The organism is Arthrobacter melezitosi (assembly GCF_054511055.1).
Genome location: NZ_JBTNDJ010000001.1, coordinates 362703 through 380040, shown reverse-complemented (window position 1 = coordinate 380040; position 17338 = coordinate 362703). Strand labels below are relative to the sequence as shown.

Here is a 17338-nt window from a genome sequence, read left to right as displayed (position 1 = left end):
CCTCATTTACGAGCCCCCCACCGGAATCGATCCGGTGACCTCGTTCTTACCAAGAACGCGCTCTACCACTGAGCTAGGGGGGCAACGACAAGAAACTTTACCAGTTCCGAGCCGCTGTGCGAAATCAACAACCGCCCTGGCGTGCGGACCCCTGATTTCGCTTCGGATCCCCGCCGTGGCGGGGATCCGAAGGGGTTAGCCTAGGTGATTTTCACCACTGGTCGGACTGCGCATTGGAGCGGCCGAGACCGGCTCCGGCAGCCTTGCCCGACCGCGGCTTGCGCGCGCTGTCGCTGGAGAACCGGGTGTCGCCATCGCGCTTCTTGAAGTCCTTCGAGTCCCTGTTGAATTCCTTCTTGAAGGGCTTCTTGAACTCGCCGGCCGGACGCTCGCGGTTGGGCTTGCGGCCCTTGTCGAGCTCGAGGTGGATCAGCTCACCGCCGATGCGGGTCTTCGACAGGGCGCGCCACTGATCCTTGGAGAGATCCGCGGGGAGCTCCACCAGGGTGTGGTCGGCGCGGATGTCGATGCCGCCGATCTGCGAGGAGGAGAGCCCGCCCTCGTTGGCGATGGCACCCACGATGGAGCCGGGCATGACGCGCTGGCGGCGTCCAACGGCGATCCGGTAGGTGGCGTTGCCCTCGGTGAGCGTGCGCGTCGGCCCGCGGGAGCCGAAGGCGTCCTTGCGGCCCTCCGAGCGCTCACGCTGCCCGGCGGGGGCCACCGGGATGTCCTTGACCAGGAGCGGGTTCCCGCCCTGCGCCATGACCGCCAGGGCGGCGGCGATCTCTGCGGCGGGAACGTTGTGCTCCTGCTCGTAGCTGGCAATGAGGTCGCGGAAGACCGCGACGTCCTCGCTGGCAAGGGTCTCGGTGATCTTCTCGGCGAACTTGTTCAGGCGCAGCTCGTTGATCGTCTCCGAGGAGGGAAGCTGCATCTGCTCGACCGGCTGGCGGGTCGCCTTCTCGATGGAGCGCAGCAGGTACTTCTCGCGCGGGGTCATGAACAGGATCGCGTCGCCCGAGCGCCCGGCACGGCCGGTGCGGCCGATGCGGTGGACGTAGGACTCGGTGTCGTGCGGGATGTCGTAGTTGACGACGAGCGAGATGCGCTCGACGTCGAGCCCGCGGGCGGCGACGTCGGTCGCGACGAGGATGTCAATCTTGCCCTCGCGCAGGGCCTCGACGGTGCGCTCGCGCTGCTGCTGGGGAATGTCTCCGTTGATGGCGGCGGCCGAGAAGCCCCGTGAACGCAACTTGTCCGCCAGGTCTTCGGTGGCCATCTTCGTACGGACGAAGGCAATGATGCCGTCGTAGTCCTCAACCTCGAGGATGCGGGTCATCGCGTCGAGCTTGTGCGGGCCCATGACCTGCAGGTAGCGCTGGCGCGTGTTGGTGCCGGTGGTCGTCTTGCCCTTGACCGCGATCTCGGCCGGGTCGTTCAGGTACTTCTTGGCGATCCGGCGGATGGCCGGGGGCATGGTGGCGGAGAACAGCGCCACCTGCTTCTCGGCCGGGGTCGAGGCGAGGATCTGCTCGACGTCCTCGGCGAAGCCCATGCGGAGCATCTCGTCGGCCTCGTCGAGCACGACGTACTCGAGGTGGGACAGATCGAGGGAGCCCTTGGAGATGTGGTCGATGACGCGGCCGGGGGTGCCGACGACGACCTGGGCGCCGCGGCGCAGGCCGGCGAGCTGGGGGCCGTAGGGCGATCCGCCGTAGACGGGCAGCACGGAGAAGCCGTCCATGTGGCGGGCGTAGGAGGTGAACGCCTCAGCGACCTGGAGCGCGAGCTCGCGGGTCGGGGCGAGGACCAGGACCTGGGTGTTCTTGCTGACGCCGTTGATGTCGGCGAGTTCGGCCATCTTCGACAGCGCGGGAACCGCGAATGCTGCGGTCTTTCCGGTGCCGGTCTGGGCGAGCCCGACGACGTCGCGGCCCTCGAGCAGGGCCGGAATGGTGGCGGCCTGGATCGGTGAGGGCTTTTCGTAGCCGACGTCGGTCAGCGCCGCGAGGACGCGGGCATCGAGGTTGAGATCGGTGAACAGGAGCTCTCCGGCGTCATCGGCAGCCGGGGCGTTCACGGTTTCGGAGGTTTCAAGGGGCAGGTTTTCAGGCATGGAGGAAGGACCTTCAGGTAGATGCCGGACGGCCCGGAAGGCGGAAGCCAACAGGTGCCGTGCTTACAACGAAATCCGGCACTGTTTCAATCCCGCGGCAGGACTTCCCGTCACAACTGGTCTTCCTGCTCAAGGAGCGGGAATGTGTGACGTTTTCTTCTAGCCGGCGCTCCCTGATGAATCTGCTCGCTTGAAATCTCGACGAGCCCCAACACAACCTATCCGTCCGGAAGGGACGGAAATTAAGGGAATACCGGTGTGGGGGATGTTTCTATCCTACCGCATGTGCGCTCCGGGACCACCGCAGGGCCCGTGCGGAGCGGGTGACCTTGCGCACGTTACGCCGTGGCGAGGGCCCTCAGCACCGCCTCGCGGACCTGCGGGGCAAGCGCGAGTTCCTGTTCCCCGGCCTCCAGCAGGCGCCTGGCCGATGCGGCCCCGAGGCCGCCGAACACCTGCGCGAGGGTCACCCCGTGGTCCGGGCGGGAGAGAACGGCGACGGCGTCCCCGGCCTGCACCGTCCCCCCCTTGACCACGGCGAGGTAGGCTCCGGCACGGTTGGCTTCGGTGAACCGCCGGACCCACCCGCGCTCGCCCAGGCGCTGCGCGAAGTTGCCGCAGGGGCTCCGCGGCATGGTGACCTCGAGTTCCACGCCGTTGATGCCCCACCGTTCACCGATCACCGCGTTGTTGACGTCGATCCCGGCGACCCTCAGGTTCTCCCCGAACAGTCCCGGCTCGACGGCGCGGCCTAGTTCCGCACCCCAGTATTCGGCATCCTCCTGGGCGTAGGCGTACACCGCCTTGGTGGAGCCGCCGTGGTCCGTGCGGTTGGCCTGCAGGTCGCCGCTCAGCCCCAGCGGATGGACCTTCACGCGCCCGGTGACCGGGCGCTTGTCGATCGCCGTCACGCCGACGGCGTCGCGGGTTGGCAGCAGCCCGTGGACCAGGCAGACGGCGAGGACGGTTCCGTGGTTCATGCGGTCATCCTATGCGTCCGCGGGCGGGGACGCCGGGGGCGGTGGAGGCGGCACGGTCCGCTGCGCGGCGGTCCAGGGCGCGGGTCAACAGCACCCAGAACCCGAGGACCGCGATGCCGCAGAACACCCCGGCGCTTGAGGCCATCAACCAGGCCGTGGGCTGCTGGGAGTCGAGGTCCCCAGCGCCCAGCGCCCGCCCGATGGTCTTGGGGGACGCGGCGAACACCGGCAGGGTGGCGGCGAACAGGCACCCCGCGGCCAGCCGGTACCGCACCAGGTCCGCCGGAAGGTAAAGGAACTGTCCGGCGAGCACGGCCAGGATCACCGGGATCCAGACCCAGTGGTGGGACCAGGAGATCGGGGAGATCAGGAGCATCAGCAGCGCCGTCGCGGCGATGCCGGTGAAGCGGTCCCCCCGCCGCAGCGCCCCGCGGATGATGAACGCGGCCGCAGTGGTCAGCAGTACGGATCCGGCCAGCCACGGCACCCGGGCGGGGTACTCCGGGCCGGCGAAGTGGAGGATGGCCCCATTGACCGAGAGGTTGTCGACGTACCCCGCACCGCCGATCCGGCCCGTGTCGCGCAGCAGGAGTCCCCAGTAGGTGAGGGACTCTCCCGGCGGCAGCAGGAAGCCCAGCCCGATGGTGCCGGCGAACCCGAGCGCCATGTTCCGCAGCCCGCGCCAGTCCCCGCGCACCAGGAAGTAGAGCCCGAAGACCAGCGGGGTCAGCTTGATCCCCGCCGCGACGCCGGTGAGGACCCCCGTGGGCCAGCACCGGTGCGGCCCGGACAGCAGGTCGCCCGCGATCAGTGCGAACAGCAGGATGTTGATCTGGGCGAAGGCCATCGTCTCCCGCCAGGGTCCGAGCGCGCAGATTACCCCGGCGCCCATTAGGGCCGCCGGCAGGGCCACCGGGTGGGCCAGGACACCTCCCAGGGTGGGGAACCGGCCCAGGTAGCGGGCGGTGTACAGGGAGGCGGGCAGGGCGACGGCCATCGACAGGCCCACGAACACCCAGGCTCCGGCCTCCGCGCTGACCAGGGTCAGCGGAGTGAAGATCAGGGCCGCGAACGGCGGATAGGTGAACAGCAGCGAGCCGGGCCCGGAGCCCAGGGTGTCCGTGTAGAGGGTGCCGCCGCCGTCGACCACGCTCTGCCCGCCCATGCGGTACACGCGGAAATCGAGGCCGATGAAGCCGGCGTAGGCGAGGGCCCCGGCGGCGAGCAGGCCCGCGGCCAGGGTGGCGGCAACGGCCCGCACGATGCCGGCCACCGGAGTGCTGCGCGTCATGGATGTCCTTCGGATCGGAGCCCCGCCGCGCCGTTACGGGCGCGGCCGTTCCAGTCTAGGCAGGGGCGCCCTGCGGTTATGGTGGGTGAACCACCGACGAGCGCGAAAGGTCTTCTCCATGACCACCCCTCGAACGCACGACGCCGTGCCCCCGGCCCTGGCCATCCTCAACGCCCACGTTGTCCCGATCGACGGCGACCCCTTCGACGGGACGGTCGTCCTTGAGGGCGGGAAGATCACCGCCCTGGGCGCCGGGGTCGAGGCACCGCCCGGAATGGAGACCCTGGACGCGGCCGGCAAATGGCTGCTGCCGGGCTTCGTCGACGCGCACGTCCACCTCGGCACCCACGAGGAGGGCGAGGGCTCCGCCGGCGACGACACCAACGAGATGACCGACCCGGTGATGGCGGGGGTCCGGGTGCTCGACGCGATCAACCCCTACGACCCGGGCTTCGACGACGCCCTGGCCGGTGGCGTCACCACGGTGAACGTCAATCCCGGCTCGGGCAACCCGATCGGCGGGCTCGCCGTCGCCATCCACACCCACGGCCGGTACATCGAGGAGATGCTGCTCCGCTCCCCCAGCGGCCTGAAGTCGGCCCTGGGCGAGAACCCCAAGCGGGTGTACGGAGGAAAGGACAAGACCCCCTCGACGCGCCTCGGCACCGCACTGATCATCCGCAAGGCGTTCAAGGACGCCCAGAACTACCTGGGCAAGGACGACGAGAACGCCCGCGACCCGCACCTCGAGGCCCTGGCGATGGTCCTGCGCCGCGAGATCCCCTGGCGCCAGCACGCCCACCGGGCCGACGACATCGCCACCGCCCTCCGGCTCGCCGACGAGTTCGGCTACGACCTGGTGCTCGACCACGGCACCGAGGCCCACCTGCTGGCGGACGTGCTGGCCGTACGCGGCACCCCGGTGCTCATCGGTCCGCTGTTCACCACCAAGTCCAAGGTGGAGCTGCGCGGGCGCTCCCTGGCCAACCCCGGCAGGCTGGCCGCGGCCGGCGTGGAGATATCCATCATCACCGACCACCCGGTGATCCCCATCAACTTCCTGGTGCACCAGGCCACCCTCGCGGTCAAGGAGGGCCTGGACCGCACCACGGCGCTGCGCTCGATCACCCTGAACCCGGCGAAGGTCCTCGGGCTGGCCGACCGGCTCGGTTCCCTCGCGGTGGGCAAGGATGCCGACGTCGTGCTCTGGAGCGGGGACCCGCTCGATGTCATGCAGCGCGCCCTGACGGTGTGGATCGGCGGGCGGCAGGTCTACCGCTACGACACCGCGGCGCGCGCCGGCGTCGTCGCCCCGCGCGGGGCATGAGACGGGCCCCCGCCGTCGGAAAACACGACCCGGCCCGCCCACGCCACCCGCGGACGCTGCGGGCGGCCTCGGTGCTGTGGCTGGTGGCCGCGGCGCTGCTGCTCGTGGCGGCCGGTTCCTTCGCCGGGTCGGCGGCACTGCCCGGCTCGGACGGCACGGCGCTCACCGGACTGGCGGTCGTGCTGGGGGCCCTGGCCGTCCTGCAGCTCGTACTGCTGCTGGGCCTGCGCCGGGGCAGACGCAGCGCCCGCGAACTGCTGAGCACCGTGGGGATCATCGCCGGGCTTCCGGTGCTGGTGCGCGGCACGCCCGGGCTCTCGGTCGTCGCCGTCGTGATGCTGGTGGCGGTGGTGCTGATGTGGCTGCCGGCCAGCAGCGCCTATTTCCGGGTGACCGACCCCAAGGCCCGGAAAAAGCGGAGGCTGCCCGGTACCTGACCGGGCAGCCCCCTCTGAAGTGAGCGCCTACCCCCGGAGGGATTCCAGGGCCTGTGCGAGGTCGCCGATGAGGTCCTCGAGGTCCTCGATGCCCACGGAGAGGCGGATGAGGTTCTCCGGCACCGCCAGGTCGGTGCCCTTCACCGACGCGTGGGTCATCGCCGAGGGGTAGTTCATGAGCGACTCGATGCCACCGAGCGACTCCGCCAGGGTGAAGACCTTCGTCGATTCGGCCACCGTCCGGGCCGCGGCCTCGCCGCCGGTGAAGGTCACCGAGATCATGCCACCGAAGCTCTTCATCTGCGCCGCGGCGAGGTCGTGGCCCGGGTGCTCCGGCAGCCCCGGGTAGTACACCCGCTCCACGCCCTCCTGCCCGGTGAGCCAGGAGGCGATCGCGGCCGCGTTGGAGCTGTGACGGTCCATCCGCACGCCAAGGGTCTTCAGGCCCCGCGTCGTCAGCCAGGCCTCCATGGGCGCGGACACCGCGCCCACGGCGAACTGGATGAAGCCGACCTTTTCGGCCAGTTCCCCGTCCTTCACTATGACGGCACCACCGCTTGCGTCGGAATGCCCGCCGATGTACTTGGTGGTCGAGTGCACGACGACGTCGGCCCCGAAGCCCAGCGGCTGCTGCAGGTACGGGGAGGCGAAGGTGTTGTCGACGACCAGGAGCGCCCCTGCCTCGTGGGCGATCCCCGCGACCGCGGCGATGTCGGTGATCTTCATCATCGGGTTCGACGGCGTCTCCACCCACACCATGCGGGTCTGCCCGCCGGCGACGGCGGCGCGGACGGCGTCGAGGTCTGACATGTCCACGGCGCTGTTGGTGATGCCCCACTGCGAGAGCACCCGGTCGATCAGCCGGTAGGTTCCGCCGTAGGCGTCGTTTCCGAGCACGATGTGGTCACCGGGCCGCAGCGCCGCCCGGATCAGCGCATCCTCGGCGGCCAGGCCCGAGGAGAAGCTGAACGCGTGCGTTCCGCCCTCGAGGGCGGCGAGCTGGGCCTGCAGGGCGTCGCGCGTGGGGTTGGTGCCGCGGCCGTACTCGTAGCCGTTGCGCAGCTTGCCGATGCCGTCCTGGGCGAACGTCGTCGTCTGGTAGATCGGTGGAATGACGGCCCCGGTCGTCGGATCGGGCACCTGCCCCGCATGGATGGCGCGGGTGTTGAAGCCTTGGTTGTTTGACTGCGTCACACTGCTCCTCAGGTTTAGGGGGGATTAGCTGCCCAGATAGGTCAGCAGGTCATGGCGGGTCAGCATTCCCACCGGCGCGCCGGCGGAGGTGACCAGCACCGTGTCGTTGTGCTCGAGGCGCTGGCGCGCCGCGCCGACCGACTCCAGCGAGCCGATCAGCGGCAGCTTCGGGCCCAGGTGGTCCGCGATGCTGTCGGCGAGCTTGGCCTCGCCGGCGAAGATCTTCTCCGTCAGGGAGCGCTCATCGACCGAGCCGAGCACCTCGCCCAGCACGACGGGCGGCTCGTGCGACAGGACCGGGAGGCTGGAGAGCCGGTACCGGCCCATCAGGGCGATGGCATCGCCCACGGTGTCGTCGGGGCGGATGTGGACGAGGTCCGGCTCGGTGTCCGCCTTCGCGGTGAGCACCCCGGCGACGGTGGCGTCGCCGCCGGCGTCCAGGAAGCCGTGGGACTGCATCCAGTCGTCGCTGAAGATCTTCCCGAGGTAGCCGCGCCCGCCGTCGGGCAGCAGCACGACCACGACGTCGTCGGCGGTCAGGCCCTTGGCCGCGCGCAGAGCCGCCACCACGGCCATACCGCAGGAGCCGCCGACCAGCAGTCCCTCCTCGCGGGCCAGGCGCCGGGTCATGGCGAAGCTCTCGGCGTCGGAGACGGCGATGATCTCATCGGGCACCGACGGGTCGTAGGAGTCGGGCCAGATGTCCTCCCCCACCCCCTCGACGAAGTAGGGGCGCCCGCTGCCGCCGGAGTAGACCGAGCCCTCGGGGTCGGCGCCGATGACGCGGACCGGGCCGCCGGCGCGGTCCGCGGAGACCTCCTTGAGGTAGCGTCCGGTGCCGGTGATGGTGCCGCCGGTGCCGACGCCCGTGACGAAATGGGTGATCTTGCCGTCAGTGTCGTCCCAGATCTCCGGCCCGGTGGTCTCGTAGTGGCTCAGGGGACCATTGGGGTTGGAGAACTGGTCGGGCTTGTAGGCGCCGGGGATCTCGCGGGTGAGGCGGTCGGAGACCCCGTAGTAGGACTCGGGGCTGTCGGGCGCGACGGCCGTGGGGGTGACCACCACCTCGGCCCCGTACGCGGCGAGCACGTTGCGCTTGTCCTCGCCCACCTTGTCGGGCACGACGAACACGCACTTGTAGCCGCGCTGCTGCGCCACGAGCGCCAGGCCCACCCCGGTGTTGCCCGAGGTCGGTTCGATGATCGTCCCGCCGGGCCGCAGCCTGCCCTCGGCCTCCGCGGCGTCGATCATCTTCGCCGCGATGCGGTCCTTGACCGAGCCGCCCGGGTTCAGGTACTCAACCTTGGCCAGCACCGTCGCCGCTATGCCGTCGGTGACCCGGTTGAGCTTGACCAGGGGGGTGTTGCCGATCAGGTCGACTACTGAGTTCGCATACTTCATACTCCTAAAGCTACCGGGTGGCGCCCGGGCCGGGGCGCGGCCTGAAACACGGGGACCCCAACTTGCGCGGGCGGGTTTCTCTGTGGCCGGCCGCGCCCGTTTGCGACGACCGCGCCCGTTTGCGACAAACGGGCCGGGTTTATCGGGCGCGTCCGTCGCTTTGGGGCGCGCCGGTCGTAAAGGGGTCCGCTGGCCGTGGCGGAGTGCGGAGTGTCGCACGCCGGCCACGCCGGGGGCCGGCGGGTCCGTGGCACCATTGAGCAATGAGCAGTTCCCCCGTTGTCGCCGGTTCCGCCGGCGTCACGACGGTCTGGGAGCCCGACGGCCCCTACCACCTGGCCGGCACGATCGGCCCCCTGCAGTGCGGCGCGTACGACCCCGCGTTCCGGACCGTCGACGGCGTCCACTGGCTCGCCTTCCGCACCGCCGACGGCGCCACCACCCTGCGCCTGCGGCAACGCGGAACCCTGCAGTCCGCCCGGATCGAGGCCGCCGCCTGGGGGCCGGGCGCCGGGGCGGCCCTCCACGGGCTGCCGCGGATGCTCGGCGCCGAGGACGACTGGAGCGCCTTCGACAGCCCCGGCTTCCGCGCCGGCCTGCCCGAGCTCGCGAAGAAGGGCCGCTACCTCAGCCCGGGACTCCGCCTTCCCACGACCGGGCGCATCCTCGACGCCACGGCACGGGCCGTGCTCGAGCAGCGGGTGACCACTTTCGAGGCGAGGCGCTCCTGGCGCTACCTTCTCGAACGGTACGGCGATCCCGCCCCGAACCCCGGCGGCTCCGCTCCCGCCCGGCTGCGGCTGCCGCCCACGGCCGAGCAGTGGCGGAAGATCCCCTCCTGGGACTGGCACCGCGCCGGCGTCGACCCCCGCCGCTCGGCCACCCTGCTCAGGGCGTCACTCGTCGCCTCGGGGCTTGAGCGGCTCGCCGCCGTGCCCGCCGGCCCGCTGGTGCGCCGGGGGCTCTCCTCGGTGCCGGGCATCAGCGTGTGGACCTCGGCGGAGGTCATGCAGCGCACCCACGGGGATCCCGACTCCATTTCGGTCGGGGACTACCACCTCGCCTCCTTCGTCGGGGCCGCCCTGACCGGCCGGAGGACCGACGACGCGGGAATGCTCAAGCTGCTCGCGCCCTGGGCCGGGCACCGGCAGCGGGTGGTGCGCATGCTCTACGCCAGCGGCTTCCGCAAGCAGGCCTACGGACCGCGCCTCCGGCCGGAGGACCACCGCCACCACTGATTCCGGCGGCGTCCACCGGAACCGTCGGCCACCTCCTGAACCGCACGGCCCGGGCACGCCGAAGCCCCCGGGTCCGCGTGGAACCTGGGGGCTTCGGCGTCGATCCTGGAAGGGGCCTGCTGCGCCTACTGGCCGTCGGTGGGGTCGGCCTGGGCGGCCTGCTGCTGGGCGACCTGCTCGTGGACGGCCTTCATGTCCAGGCCCTTGACAGCCTCGACCAGCTCGGAGAACTGCGAGGAGTTCAGTGCACCGGGCTGGGAAAACACGAGAACCTGCTCGCGGAACGCCATCAGCGTCGGGATGGAGGTGATGCCCGCCGCCGCGGCCAGGGACTGCTCCGCCTCGGTGTCGACCTTCGCGAAGACGACGTCGTCGTGCTTCTGGGAGGCGGCGTCGTAGACGGGCGCGAACTGGCGGCACGGGCCACACCATTCGGCCCAGAAGTCAACGAACACGATGTCGTTGCCCTCGATGGTCTCGGGGAAGCTTGCCTCGGTGATATCGATGGTTGCCATCATCCAACCGTAACGAGTCCGGTGGGTGCTGTCGCGTGTGTTCGCTGTCGATGAAGCCGTCCCGGTGGTGCCTCCGGCCCCACAGGGAGGCACCCAACGGCACCGGCTCGCCGCAGCGGCCGCGGGCGGTGTTTGCGCCCTGCACAGCGCAGGCATAGCGTGGCAGGTATATACCTCCAGCCCTAGGCAGTCATGAGCGAATCCCCGGCAGATGCTGCCGCTCCCGATGCGGTGCAGGCGCGCAGGACGCTCGAAGCAGGCGAATCGGCGGCGACCCGGCTCCACGGCACGTCCACGGCGCCCGAGGGGTGGCTGCTCCTTGTGGTGGCGGCCGGGATCGCCTGCTACTTCGCGGCGTCCTTCCTCGGCGTGCGGGCCTCGCAGCTCACCGGCACCGCCCTTGTGGTGCTTCTTGTCGCCATCGCCGTCCTCGGCGTCGCCCTTCCGTTCCTCCTGCGCCGGCACCGCACCATCCGCCCGCGGCACTTCCCGGTCATCGAGACCGCCGCCATTGCCGCGTCGGTGCTCCTCGGCGCGGCCTACCTGCGGCACTTCCGCGGCACCGGTGCCGGGCTCGCCGACGCCTTCACCGCCGGGTTCACCGCCGTCCAGCCGCTGGCTGCCTGCGCCCTGTGGCTCATCGTCCGCTCGATGGCCCTTGGTTCCCCCGCGGGCCGGGCGGAGCCGCCGGCCCCGCCGCGCGACCGCAGGTTCACCCTCCTGGCCGCCCTGGCCCGGGTCCACAGCGCCTCCCCGTCGAGCATCGGCGCCGCGGTCGGGCTTGCCGCCGATGAACTGGCCACGGTGGCGGCGGGCCTCGAGGAGCAGGGGCTGCTCACCGCGCAGGAGCGCCTCATCTCCCCCCGCGACACCGCCGAGGTCCGGCTCACCGGCAAGGGACGCGCCGAAGTCGAGGAGCGCACGGCGGCCCTCCGGACGGCCGCGGGCTCGTCACCCTGAGCCCGCGCCGCTAGGCTGAAGCGCGATGATTTTTCCGGTCTCCGACCTCAGGTCCTACCTGCTCGGCACCTGGCGGGTTCGGCGCGGTCTGCTCAACCGTGCCGATGCCACCCGGGGCACCTTCACGGGCACCGTCACCTTCCTCCCCGTGCCCGACGGCGGCCCGGGGCTGCGCTGGCGCGAAGAAGGCACAGTCCACTGGCCCGGCTCCCGCTCCCCCGCCGGCCGACCCGTTCCAGCCTTTACCGGACCGGCGAGCCGGCAGTACCTGATCGTTCCCGGCGGGCCGTCCGGACCGTGGGAGGTCCTGTTCGAGGACGGCAGGCCCTTCCACCACCTCGCCCTCGCCGGCGGCTCCTGGACCGATGAGCACTGGTGCTCCCCCGATACCTACCGCGTGCGGTACGAGGCGTTGTCCGAAGACCGGCTGGACTACGAGTGGGACGTCACCGGACCCGCGAAGGACCAGCTGCTGACCACGGAGCTGACGCGGCAGTCCCCGCGCCACTGAGGTGGCGACCGGGAGCGCTCAGGCGGCGAACCGCCCGGGGGCGGGCAGGGTCCTCCGGGTGCACTGGCCGGCCGGAAGCCAGGCCTCGCGCGCCCGGGAGTGCTCGATCCACTGCACCCGAACGGTGTCCGCGGTCCAGGCCATGGCGAAGCCCTTCACCGTCCGGGTGGTGCCGTCGGGATAGTGCAGCCGGGCCCACAGGGCAGGGGACTTCAGCGGTGCGGTGACCGTCCCGGCGGGCCGCTCCAACTGCAGGGGCGGCCCGTAGCGGTCGGCCGCCGGCGGTATGCCGTGCCACCCCGATGCCTGTGCCATGCCAACAGGGTAGACCTGCGCGGTGACACCGGCGAGGGGCGGATCCAGCCGGCATCCGCCGAAGGAAAAGCGGGACGGCGCGGGCTCCGGTTACTAAAATGGGAGGGACGAAGGGACCGAGGATGAAGGGCTACGACTCGCTGCCGCCGATGGCCCGGCGCCTGACAAAGTGGGCCTCCATCGGATTCGCTGCGGCCCTGGTGCTCGCGGCCGTCCTGATGATGTTCGTCGAGTTCTGGGTGGCGTTCTTCATCGCGCTGGGCCTGTACCTCGCCCTGATCGGCCCGCTCAATGCCGCGGCCCGCCGGGAGCACCTCGAGATACTGCGGTCCCGCGGGCACTGAAAAGGGCCGGGCAGGCATCGCGTGCCCGCCCGGCCCCGGGCTCGCAGGAGCCCCTGAATCAGCTCGGCATCAGCTCAGCGGCGGACGCGAGTTGGGATCGTCGGCCAGGGTCGGGATCGGATCGACCATGGTGGGGTCATCGAGCCCGGTCCCCGAGAGGCCCGTATCGGTGACGGGCGGGGGCACGACGGCGACCGGCGTGCCGTCGTAGCCCGTGTCCTTGGAACCGGAGCCGTTGCCCCGCTTCTTCAGGGCGCTGGAGAGCTTGCCCTGGACGGCGGGGGCCTTGTCCTTGACGGTGTCCGTGGCGCTGGACACGGTGCTCTGGACCTTGGGGCTGTTCCACAGCTGGGTCGCCTTGGTCCGGATCTTCTCGTAGCTCTCCCGGCCGGCCCGCGTGCCCAAAACGTACCCGGCGGCCATGCCCGAGGCGAAAACAAGCTTGTTTTTCATCGTGGTGCTCCGTTCGCAGATGTACGCTGTCCCGTCCGAATCTAGACCAGCGCCATCCGTCGTGCATTTGGCCCCAATAGCTGGCTTTGCACCCGGGCCTCCCGTAGAATCCCGGGTCCCGGCCAGCTCCCGCCGCGGCCCGCCCCGGAGAGCTCGCGGGTCAGGGGCCTACAGGAGCGCCCCGGGCCCCTCTCAGACCTCGGTGATCGTGAGGCTGGAGGGCGGGCACCCGTCGGCGATACGGATCAATGCCTCTTTCTCGACGGGGTCGGCCGTCAGGCCCCAGCGGGCCTTCACCGCGATCCAGTGCGCGATGTAGGTGCAGCGGTTGACCGGCGGCACCCACTCTTCGGGGCCGAGGGCCTGCTTGCGGGCCACGAGGGTGCCCGACTGCGCACTGAGGGAATCGGCGTAGTCAAGGTCGTTGTAGAAGGCGATCCGCCGGTCCTGCGTCCACGAACGGGCTCCGGAGCCCCACGCCTCGTGGGCCGGCACCGTGTGGTCGACCTGCACGGTAGTGGCCGACTTGTGGATCCGGTCGTCGAAGGTGGTCAGCCACCGGCTGTTCGCCACGGTGCAGCGGCGCTGCGAGGTGTAGTCCGGCGCGGTCTTGCTCTCCCGGATGAGCACCTCGGCGCGGGTGTCCTGGCAGTCGCCATCGGGGTCGGCCCAGCGGCCGAAGTAAAGGTCCCGGTCGTAGCCGAGGTTGTCTTCGGCCGCCACGGGGAGCGCCCGGGCTGCCTCCTGGACGGTGGTGTCGTACGAGGCTGCGCCGGAGGCGGGCGCGGTTCCGGTGAGGAGGAGGCCTGCGGTGAGCAGCGCCATGAGACCGGACTTGAGGTTCATGCTTGGATCTCCAGAAGAAAAGCGTGCCCGGGCAGGCACTTCAACAAGCCTCCCACGCCGTCCAGGCCGGCGGGCCCGGACTGGGCAAAAACTGCGGGAAAACTTGGCTCCCGGCCCGGTGCTGTGCGTGCCGGATGCTGAGGTATGCCACGCCCCGGGCCGGGACGGTCGTCTCCAGAAAAGCGAAAGGCCCGCCCTCCCCTGCTGTTGCAGTGAAGTGCGGGCCTTTCCTTGCTGTGGCAGATGAGGGATTCGAAACCTCTCAAAGGTGCAGGTCAGGGATGATACCCCTGCCAGACCGCGGATCACGCTCACGCCGGATCACGCAGGATCACTAGGTTGAGGTGGGAGTGTGGGCAAAATGTGGGCACAAAGCGTCCCTCACTCGGACATCCCCCGTCGAGTATCCATCAACGTGCTGGTTCTAGTCATCAATGCCGCACCCTGATCTTGCTCCGGCCGCGAAGGAGATGAACGAAGAGCTCATGGGCGGCGCGGACCGTACTAGACCCCGGTCGCGGCTTTCAAAGCATCCTCCAGAGCGGGCAACAGGCGGCTATTTCGGCCCCAGTGCGGGTCAAATACCTGTAACTGCCAGCACTCGCTTACCAGTTGAGCCAACGATCCGTTAGCCTCCTGGGTGTAGGTTTCCAAAACTTCCGCCGCTGACGCAAAGCTCCCAAGCCAAGTGAACTCCGTTCCGCCGTCAATAGATACGCATATCCGACTGTAATCAGCGTCACCGGGAGGGTGGGCGACGCATACAAGCTCCGTCTCCAGCAACTCTCTCATCACCAGCTCTGCCAATCCGGCCTCGCAGAACCCAACGACATACGCTCGCTGGCCCTGCCCTGTACCCAGACCAACTCCAGGCTGCGAATCCTCAGTAAGGAAGCCGAGCCTGTTGAGCCGAGCGAGAGCGTCCCGCATCTGGTTTGTTTCAGTCGCAGGCTGTGCAGCCGAATACCCTGGCATATAGAAGCTTTTGCCTTCGAGCCACCTAGCAGTGAGTTCGCAAGCATCATCGAGATTGATGCACTCCCGCCATGCTTGTGCGTGTTCTCCGTCATCGGACCGAGGGGCCTCAGATAAATTTTGGTTCGTCATTTCGTCACGCTACCTGAGCCCGTATGCACTTGGGTTACTCCGACATGGTGGTTGGTGAGTCACGGACGAAGGCACCCGCGTAACAAATCCTTCCCCCGGTCATCCGGCAGGAGCCACAACATTCCGCGAAATACGAAGAAAAGTGCGAGCTAATCAGAAAGATATTCGCAGGATTGACGGTGAAACGGAAGGAAAAATGAAGTTTCGGGGGGCCATCTCGGGCGGTGCGTATCTTGAGTCTGGCAGTAACAGAGAGCATCTCGTTTGTGATCCTCTTGTCCGGTTCGCAATGATGCGCTCTTCGACTACAGAGGAGTTTCCTTGGTATCAATGACCATCAACCAACTACTGGTGCGACACATTGAGCTGCGCACCGCCGTGGGGGGCTACACGACAACCAGATACGGGCGAAGCCTCAAGGATCACTTTGGGGGGGATTTCGGCAGTGTCCGTGCGGACGCATTGAACTTCGAGGACGTCGCCTTGTGGGTGAAGCAGATGCAGAACAAAGGCTTAGCCCCCAAGACGGTGAAGAACCATTTCGGCTTCCTCTCCGCGGCCATGAAGACGGCTGTGAGGCTCGGTATCCGGACCGACAACCCCTGCACCGGCGTGAGGCTACCGAACTCCCAAAGCATCGAGGCGCCAGTTCGGATCATCAAACGCGCCGAATGGGACGCGATCATCGCGAACACGCCCGACCATTATCGGCCGTTCTTCGGTTTCCTGCGGGTTACTGGAATGCGGTTCTCTGAGGCGACTGCTCTCAACGGGTCGGATTTTGATTTCACTCACGTCCCTCCGCTCGTTCATGTGACCAAAGCCTGGAAGATGGATGAGCGAAATGAGTCGTTCGTCGGGCCGCCCAAGACGGCGAAGTCAAGGCGCGACATCGCTCTTACCGCCTTGCTGACTGAGGAAATGAAGCCCCTTGTGCTGGCCGCGGGCAATGGTCTCGTCTTCCGGAACACTCTCGGCGGTCGGATTCTTTCATCCGCTATCCACAAAGTCTGGGGGCCGGCCTGCTTGAAGGCGGGCTTCACAAATGACAACAAACCCCGGCTTCACGACTGCAGGCACACCAGTGCCAGCATGTTCCTCCACGGCGGCGCCGACCTGCACGCCCTATCCCGCCGGCTGGGTCACCAGAACATCACTATGACAGCCGGGGTATATGGCCACTTGATGCCCGAGGAGCACCAGCGTCTGGCGGAGATTGGAGATGCGGTCTTTCAATGAGTGGCGTGGGCCCGGGATCCTCCAACCCAGCCAGGAACTCGCACCGAGAGTTGTGACCCACGGTAGGGGGAAAGCGCTCCTCGCTTCTCATGATGCCGCTGCGTCATAAGCCAGATCGCGAGGGTGTGTTCTTTGCTACCTGTCAGGCTTCTAAGGCGCGGCCAGCGGCCCTGACGATCAACAAATTGAGCTAGCTCATTCAGCCGCTGCTCCCATTGGTTAGGGTGACGACTGATTCCACGCCACTGCCCCAGACCGTCCAGGCGGCTCACCTGGCCCATTGGAAGAGTGCCGGCGTGTAGTGCCCGTCTTTGGCGGTACAACCAGCTTCGCAGTCGCCTCTCAGCGACCGTTGGACCAAGCTGACTCGGGAAGCGACCCTCGGCGCCGACGAATCGTTCGAGTGCCTTGAACTGGCCATCCCACGTCGGACGCGGGTATTGCTTCGGAAGGCGTGGCTCATCGTGGCGAACTAGCCGGCGGTCGAAGAGGGTAGGGTCTCGTTTCTCAGCCGACCGGATATAACGACGCACGGTTTGACGGCTCACTCGGCAGACATCGGAAACGCGCTCTGGTGGGACTCCCTGCTTGTACATGAGCAGCCATTCCTGCTTAGAGGCGCACTGTCCCCAAGGCTCGTCCTGCAAATCTGGATCCGGATGCACGGACACAGGATAGGCAGCCCGGAGGCTTCAGTGCAGTAGCTACATGAAACTTCGAGGAACGAGAGCAGTGGAAAAGGCGCTTGGTGCGTGTTTCGCCTCGGAGCCAGCGCGGAAGGCAACCCCCGCACGATCCTTTGAATCGAACATGTGTTCTACTTTAATTCTCAGCGAGGATCCGGGATGAGATGGAGCGTGCTGTGGGCCAGAACAAGCGGTACGGGGCCGCCTCAGTCGACAAGTGGCTCGAGGGCTGGGTCCTCAGGGAGGAGCCGATGTTGCTCACCGCCGTCGAGGTTGACCTACCCAATGACCCCCCGCATGAGTTCGACAACCCCCGCCGCGTGTACGTTTGGATCCGCTACCCCACCAAAGCTATCCAACTCCAAGCACACGCCA

Annotated in this window: 18 protein-coding genes and 1 tRNA gene; 7 read left to right on the top strand and 12 right to left on the bottom strand. The window is 68.4% G+C overall.

Translation table 11 applies throughout. The features are described from left to right. Positions 1–11: 11 nt before the first annotated feature. From ACX80W_RS01870 to ACX80W_RS01855, 4 genes are all read right to left on the bottom strand, one after another. Positions 12–83, bottom strand: a tRNA-Thr gene (locus ACX80W_RS01870). A gap of 128 nt (positions 84–211) precedes the next feature. Next, positions 212–2119, bottom strand: coding sequence for a DEAD/DEAH box helicase (locus ACX80W_RS01865; protein WP_459279905.1), 1908 nt, complete (start codon positions 2117–2119; stop codon positions 212–214). A 338-nt stretch (positions 2120–2457) separates the two neighbouring features. Beyond that, positions 2458–3099 (bottom strand): MOSC domain-containing protein, encoded by a 642-nt coding sequence (locus tag ACX80W_RS01860; RefSeq protein WP_459279903.1) that lies wholly within the window; start codon positions 3097–3099, stop codon positions 2458–2460. A gap of 4 nt (positions 3100–3103) precedes the next feature. Next, positions 3104–4390 (bottom strand): glycosyltransferase 87 family protein, encoded by a 1287-nt coding sequence (locus tag ACX80W_RS01855; protein ID WP_459279901.1) that lies wholly within the window; start codon positions 4388–4390, stop codon positions 3104–3106. Positions 4391–4508: 118 nt separating this feature from the next. Here ACX80W_RS01855 and ACX80W_RS01850 point away from each other — a divergent pair, with 118 nt between their 5' ends. Together ACX80W_RS01850 and ACX80W_RS01845 are read left to right on the top strand one after the other, a co-directional pair. Next, positions 4509–5717: an amidohydrolase gene (locus tag ACX80W_RS01850; protein WP_459279899.1), complete on the top strand. Its 1209-nt coding sequence runs from the start codon at positions 4509–4511 to the stop codon at positions 5715–5717. Further along, complete coding sequence (locus tag ACX80W_RS01845) at positions 5714–6154, top strand: hypothetical protein (protein ID WP_459279898.1); 441 nt, start codon at positions 5714–5716, stop codon at positions 6152–6154. Before ACX80W_RS01850 ends, ACX80W_RS01845 begins: the two co-directional genes overlap by 4 nt. 27 nt (positions 6155–6181) lie before the next feature. On the opposite strand, the gene ACX80W_RS01840 is transcribed toward ACX80W_RS01845, so the two are convergent. Together ACX80W_RS01840 and ACX80W_RS01835 are read right to left on the bottom strand one after the other, a co-directional pair. After that, positions 6182–7348: a cystathionine gamma-synthase gene (locus tag ACX80W_RS01840; protein WP_459279897.1), complete on the bottom strand. Its 1167-nt coding sequence runs from the start codon at positions 7346–7348 to the stop codon at positions 6182–6184. 24 nt (positions 7349–7372) lie between these two features. Continuing rightward, complete coding sequence (locus ACX80W_RS01835; RefSeq protein ID WP_459279895.1) at positions 7373–8749, bottom strand: cystathionine beta-synthase; 1377 nt, start codon at positions 8747–8749, stop codon at positions 7373–7375. A gap of 263 nt (positions 8750–9012) precedes the next feature. Between ACX80W_RS01835 and ACX80W_RS01830 the strand changes: the two genes are divergently transcribed. Next, entirely contained in the window at positions 9013–9987 is a 975-nt protein-coding gene (locus ACX80W_RS01830) for a DNA-3-methyladenine glycosylase family protein (protein ID WP_459279893.1), read from the top strand. Between the two features lie 125 nt (positions 9988–10112). Here the strand turns inward: ACX80W_RS01830 and ACX80W_RS01825 are convergent, their stop codons facing one another. Next, positions 10113–10502: a thioredoxin family protein gene (locus tag ACX80W_RS01825; protein WP_459279891.1), complete on the bottom strand. Its 390-nt coding sequence runs from the start codon at positions 10500–10502 to the stop codon at positions 10113–10115. Positions 10503–10694: 192 nt separating this feature from the next. Here ACX80W_RS01825 and ACX80W_RS01820 point away from each other — a divergent pair, with 192 nt between their 5' ends. Then, positions 10695–11462, top strand: coding sequence for a hypothetical protein (locus tag ACX80W_RS01820; RefSeq protein ID WP_459279889.1), 768 nt, complete (start codon positions 10695–10697; stop codon positions 11460–11462). A gap of 25 nt (positions 11463–11487) precedes the next feature. After that, the gene (locus ACX80W_RS01815; RefSeq protein ID WP_459279887.1) at positions 11488–11973 is read left to right on the top strand and encodes a DUF6314 family protein; all 486 of its coding nucleotides are present in this window, start codon (positions 11488–11490) and stop codon (positions 11971–11973) included. An 18-nt stretch (positions 11974–11991) separates the two neighbouring features. Here ACX80W_RS01815 and ACX80W_RS01810 read toward each other — a convergent pair whose 3' ends face one another. Continuing rightward, positions 11992–12288 carry a hypothetical protein gene (locus tag ACX80W_RS01810; protein WP_459279885.1) on the bottom strand — a complete coding sequence of 99 codons (297 nt, stop codon included), beginning with the start codon at positions 12286–12288 and terminating at the stop codon, positions 11992–11994. A gap of 122 nt (positions 12289–12410) precedes the next feature. Between ACX80W_RS01810 and ACX80W_RS01805 the strand changes: the two genes are divergently transcribed. After that, positions 12411–12632, top strand: coding sequence for a hypothetical protein (locus ACX80W_RS01805; RefSeq protein ID WP_459279883.1), 222 nt, complete (start codon positions 12411–12413; stop codon positions 12630–12632). Positions 12633–12701: 69 nt separating this feature from the next. Here ACX80W_RS01805 and ACX80W_RS01800 read toward each other — a convergent pair whose 3' ends face one another. From ACX80W_RS01800 to ACX80W_RS01790, 3 genes are all read right to left on the bottom strand, one after another. Continuing rightward, a complete protein-coding gene (locus ACX80W_RS01800) occupies positions 12702–13085 on the bottom strand; it encodes a YtxH domain-containing protein (RefSeq protein ID WP_459279881.1) in 384 nt (127 codons plus the stop codon). A gap of 192 nt (positions 13086–13277) precedes the next feature. Then, on the bottom strand, positions 13278–13931 hold the full coding sequence (locus tag ACX80W_RS01795) for an HNH endonuclease family protein (protein ID WP_459279879.1): 654 nt from the start codon (positions 13929–13931) through the stop codon (positions 13278–13280). Positions 13932–14435: 504 nt separating this feature from the next. Beyond that, a complete protein-coding gene (locus ACX80W_RS01790) occupies positions 14436–15038 on the bottom strand; it encodes a DUF6919 family putative SAM-binding protein (protein WP_459279877.1) in 603 nt (200 codons plus the stop codon). Between the two features lie 330 nt (positions 15039–15368). Between ACX80W_RS01790 and ACX80W_RS01785 the strand changes: the two genes are divergently transcribed. Continuing rightward, positions 15369–16277, top strand: a complete 909-nt coding sequence (locus tag ACX80W_RS01785) for a tyrosine-type recombinase/integrase (protein WP_459279875.1) — start codon at positions 15369–15371, stop codon at positions 16275–16277. Here ACX80W_RS01785 and ACX80W_RS01780 read toward each other — a convergent pair. Continuing rightward, a complete protein-coding gene (locus ACX80W_RS01780) occupies positions 16271–16942 on the bottom strand; it encodes a helicase associated domain-containing protein (protein ID WP_459279873.1) in 672 nt (223 codons plus the stop codon). The two genes, ACX80W_RS01785 and ACX80W_RS01780, sit on opposite strands and share 7 nt — an antisense overlap. Positions 16943–17338: the final 396 nt, after the last annotated feature.